The organism is Enterococcus sp. ZJ1622 (assembly GCF_011038845.1).
Lineage (GTDB): Bacteria > Bacillota > Bacilli > Lactobacillales > Enterococcaceae > Enterococcus_B.
Genome location: NZ_JAAKDW010000034.1, coordinates 1 through 4,093, shown reverse-complemented (window position 1 = coordinate 4,093; position 4,093 = coordinate 1). Strand labels below are relative to the sequence as shown.

The window sequence follows — 4,093 nt, the reverse complement described above, 5'->3', positions numbered from 1 at the left end:
ACGCTCGGTCAACTCTTCTAATATTGTGTAATGAACTTGTTTCGAAATAAAACATGAAGGAGCGACAAGATACGTATGAGCAGTAAAATATTTCCCGCATGCTCGGCAGTGATAACGTTGCTTTCTTGTTTTTATAAATAATTTCTTGAAAAGAATTCATTTCAATATTTTTATCTTTAATAGTGAAGAGCTCTTTGATAGAATGAGAGATGGACATACAAAAACTTCCTTTCAGATTGATGTTTTAGACGACTCTATTCTATCGGAATTTTTGTATGTTTGTTTTTTTACAAAAAAATCTAGGACCGGCAGAAAATTCTATCAGCCCTAGAAATTATAGAGCCTTTTTTGCTTTGATTGATTTTTTTTGTTATTGACTTTAGTCAGTTTCGTTTGCATAGCGTACGAAATAAAAAAACGCGCGTTTCTACGAGTGGACGAGATAGCTTTAGCGATAAAAGTTTAGCACATACGAGATGGAATTGTAAGTATTGGTCAGATATTAAGAAAATTATGTGAGATGAAAGATGTTGAAATCATTGAAGCTCATGCAATGCCTGACCACATTTATATGTTAGTAAACCAGATGTGTTAGTTAAATTTAGAACTGTTCCAAAGAATATCTCAGTGAGTTAGTCTCAAATTTTTGAGTACGTTCTAGCATGAAACTACAGGGTAATAATACAATTTCCAGCTTTGATTCAAAGCCAGCGAGAGATTGATTTTTGTGTTTTCTAGGTTTTATCAGTTCTAAATTTAACTTTGAAAAGACAACTAGTAAATGATAAATACTAATTGCCTTTTTTAATATAACACGGTCCAAGATGTAAATAAATCTACTGTTGAAAAACTTTGAATGTTTATTTAATTTGTTAATATCCATCTGTTAATTGTTATTTAGCAACTGAAAAACTATATAAGCAATTAATAATTTGTTTTGATATATAATTTAGATTTTCTATTGATGGAGTAGGTAGATAAAAATTATTTTTATGGTTATTAGAGTAAATAAAAAAATAATTATCAGAAATAATTATATCGTTTGGCTGAATGCGGTTTAATAATTCTTCTTTAGAACTTATCCAATAATCTACTAAAGGAATTTTGATTACTAATTGATCTTTTAGCATATTACTAATTTCTATATATTTTGTCCAAGAATCAGTATAAATAAAAAGTTTAGGAAAAATATCCATTTTTTTAAATTTTATTAACTTTTCAAATAAATTGTTTATGATGGGAATGGGGATAGTCATTTGTAAATTGTTTTCTCGATTCCATTCTTCAAAAATATTAATTAATTGATTATTGTTAGGCTGTAAATTTTTTGATATTTCAAAATCGAATGAAAGTTGCCAATTCATCACACAAAGTTTTAAATGATTATATAAAATGTTGAAAGCCATTTCATTTTCTTTTAAATTTATGTTCATGTAATTTTCGATTTTATCGATTAAGTCGGATATTTCTGGACACTTTAATAAAAGTTCTGAAATCTTATTTTTGTAATTTGGTGTAATTTTAGGTGAAAAAGTATGTGTGTTTAATAAAAAGAAACATAATTTTACATAATTTAGTAAAACATTTTTATTTTGTGCATTAGTGATATTAAATAAGTTTTTTAAACTATTTTCCAAAAAAGGTGGAGATACTATTAACGACAAAATTCTTTCTTCTTCTGATGTGAGAAAGACTTCGTTTGGATTATTTAAAATCAAATTTAGGTGATATAAAAGGATCTTGGATTCTGTTTTAGTTAAATAACAATTTTCTATATTGTTGATTGATTGAATAAATTTTTCAGTTTCAAAATAAATAAAATCATTGTTATGTAATGGTTCAAACCCATATTTAATAATAAAAACAGATTTAATCCAGTTGATTTTGAGTCTACTACCTATGATTAATTGATTTTTTAAATCTAAGTTATTTATTTTAAGAAAATCAACAATTTTTGATTTGATAGAATAAAATTTAGATTTAGAAATCGGAAATTCACATTTTGTTTTATTAACTGTATTAAATAGATAAGATGACAAAATTGTTAAGAAATCAGATTGATTATACAATTTTTTTAAAAATAATTTGATTTGTTTTTCATTTTTTAAATTTATATAAACTATTCCAGATTTTATTTGTAAAATACCATCGATAAGTTGATTTATTTGGTCTATTTCTTTGTATAAAGTCGGAGGAGAAATTTCAAGTATTTTACAAATTTGTTGAATAGATGCACTTTGTTTACAGATTAAATATTCAAAAATTTCTTTTTTTCTATATATTGTATCTTCAATGTAATTGTTTTCTATATATTTTCCCATTACAAACTCCTTCCTGTTATTAAGTAAATAAATTTTAAAGTAATAATAGTTATTATTTCAATAAGAATATTTTTATTTAACGAATATTTAAAAAATGGAATGTAATATCAATTCTTTTTTATATTCATCATACAATATGTAAATGGCCAAGTTAAAATGTAGAAAAGGGGGGCGGATATAATTCTGGACTAAAAAATGAACTTAGGAGGAATGTCCGTATGTTTCCCCATGAAGAACGTGTAAAAGCAATTCAATTATTTTTAAAATATTCCTATACTGCTACCATTTGCGTAGTGCGCCAACGGACGGATAGCCTAATTCACAAATGGTAGCAGTATAGGAATATTTGATATCTGGAAAGCTTCATAGAGAACACAGAAAAAAATACCAGTATTCCGAAGAACAAATCAAACGAAAAGTATCTAACGAAGCGATGGTTCAATGGAATCAAAATAAATATTTTGTACCCATAAATTACATTGGGAAAGTTCTTACACTAGAAGATAAGCTTTATATTTACGATGATTCTATTCTTGTTCGTACACATACAATTACTCATCAATTGTTTAATTATCATCGAAATGACTATATAGAGATTCTACGTTCTGATGTTTTTAAACACTTAGAAGACGAAGAATTAGAACGCTTTGTTGATGAAAAATTACAAGCGTATGACGAATTATAGAGGTGAATCATTATGTCTAATCACTATCATTTACTAAACAAATTAAAAGATTTGAATTTAAAACATACGAGAGAAATCTCACCAGAATATCTCGATACAATTGTTCAAGAAAACCCGTGGTGCTAGCTAATTTTTTCCTAACGGAAAATGTCTTAAGGTGTTGGTAAATCAACAAAAAAACATATATTAGACTCAAAACTCCTAAGAAATGAGGGCTAATATATGCGTTCAACAAAATATACTGAGCATTATACAGACATTTTTTCAAAATTCAAGGAAATCATGAGAACTGTTTCTAACATTTACAACATTTGTGTACCAAATAAAAAATCGAAGAAATATTGACCAAATGAAACAACACGATACAGTGATTATTGCTTGCATTATATGGGGCGTGATTACTGGCTATACTAGCCAAAGAGCCATGTATAGAGCGGTTTGTACAGTGTTATTTCCAAATGGAAACTTTCCTAGTAAGAGTCGTTCCACTCGCTTAAGTGCAAATTTAGCCTACACAATCAAGATTATTCGATACTTTTTCATTAAGAAGCACATCAAAGGTGAACTAGTCGGGATTATAGATAGTTTTCCTAGTCCATTGTGTAAACCAGTGAGAAATAGACGAGCAAAAATATTGAATCAGCTAGCAAAAATTGGCTATAACTCAATGAAAAACTCTTATTTTTATGGTCCTAAAATTCATATTATCGGCACTAAAACAGGCTTTTCAGTTACTTATTCAATCACGGATCCTAGTGTTCATGACGTGAAAGTTTTAGAGACTTTATCGGAAGAAGCGAACCTTCCAAATATCCTTGGCGATAAAGGCTATATCAGCCATAAAATCCATGAAAAACTTGCCATTAAGGGCATTTCAGTCTTAGTTCCGCCACGAAAAAACGGCTCTTTGTCAAATCGGACTGATAAGGTCATCTATGAACATCAAAGTTAGTAAAAGTTACTAGCTTTGATGTTTTTTTATGTGTAGCTGATTAACCCGTTGATTAGAAAAATCCGCAAGCGCATATTGGTAAAACTTCGAAATCCATAAGCGATTCGTTTTAACGTTTTGATATGCGTGTGAAGA

General features: G+C 28.2%; 3 protein-coding genes and 3 pseudogenes. 3 read left to right on the top strand and 3 right to left on the bottom strand.

The features are described 5' to 3' along the window. The coding region (locus G7Y42_RS14925) for a hypothetical protein (RefSeq protein ID WP_206215475.1) at positions 1-217 on the bottom strand (217 nt) is incomplete at its 3' end. A gap of 176 nt (positions 218-393) precedes the next feature. On the opposite strand from G7Y42_RS14925, the pseudogene G7Y42_RS14695 reads away from it, so the two are divergent. Further along, positions 394-580, top strand: a pseudogene (locus G7Y42_RS14695) (hypothetical protein); the annotation flags it as partial. Between the two features lie 313 nt (positions 581-893). Here G7Y42_RS14695 and G7Y42_RS14690 read toward each other — a convergent pair. Then, on the bottom strand, positions 894-2,321 hold the full coding sequence (locus G7Y42_RS14690) for a hypothetical protein (RefSeq protein ID WP_165007592.1): 1,428 nt from the start codon (positions 2,319-2,321) through the stop codon (positions 894-896). 218 nt (positions 2,322-2,539) lie between these two features. Here G7Y42_RS14690 and G7Y42_RS15105 point away from each other — a divergent pair. Together G7Y42_RS15105 and G7Y42_RS14680 are read left to right on the top strand one after the other, a co-directional pair. Continuing rightward, positions 2,540-2,727: pseudogene (locus G7Y42_RS15105) on the top strand (hypothetical protein); the annotation flags it as partial. A 501-nt stretch (positions 2,728-3,228) separates the two neighbouring features. Next, positions 3,229-3,907, top strand: a pseudogene (locus G7Y42_RS14680) (IS982 family transposase); the annotation flags it as partial. Between the two features lie 77 nt (positions 3,908-3,984). Here the strand turns inward: G7Y42_RS14680 and G7Y42_RS14675 are convergent. Continuing rightward, a partial coding sequence (locus G7Y42_RS14675) for a transposase (protein WP_165007723.1) occupies positions 3,985-4,093 on the bottom strand: 109 nt, incomplete at its 5' end.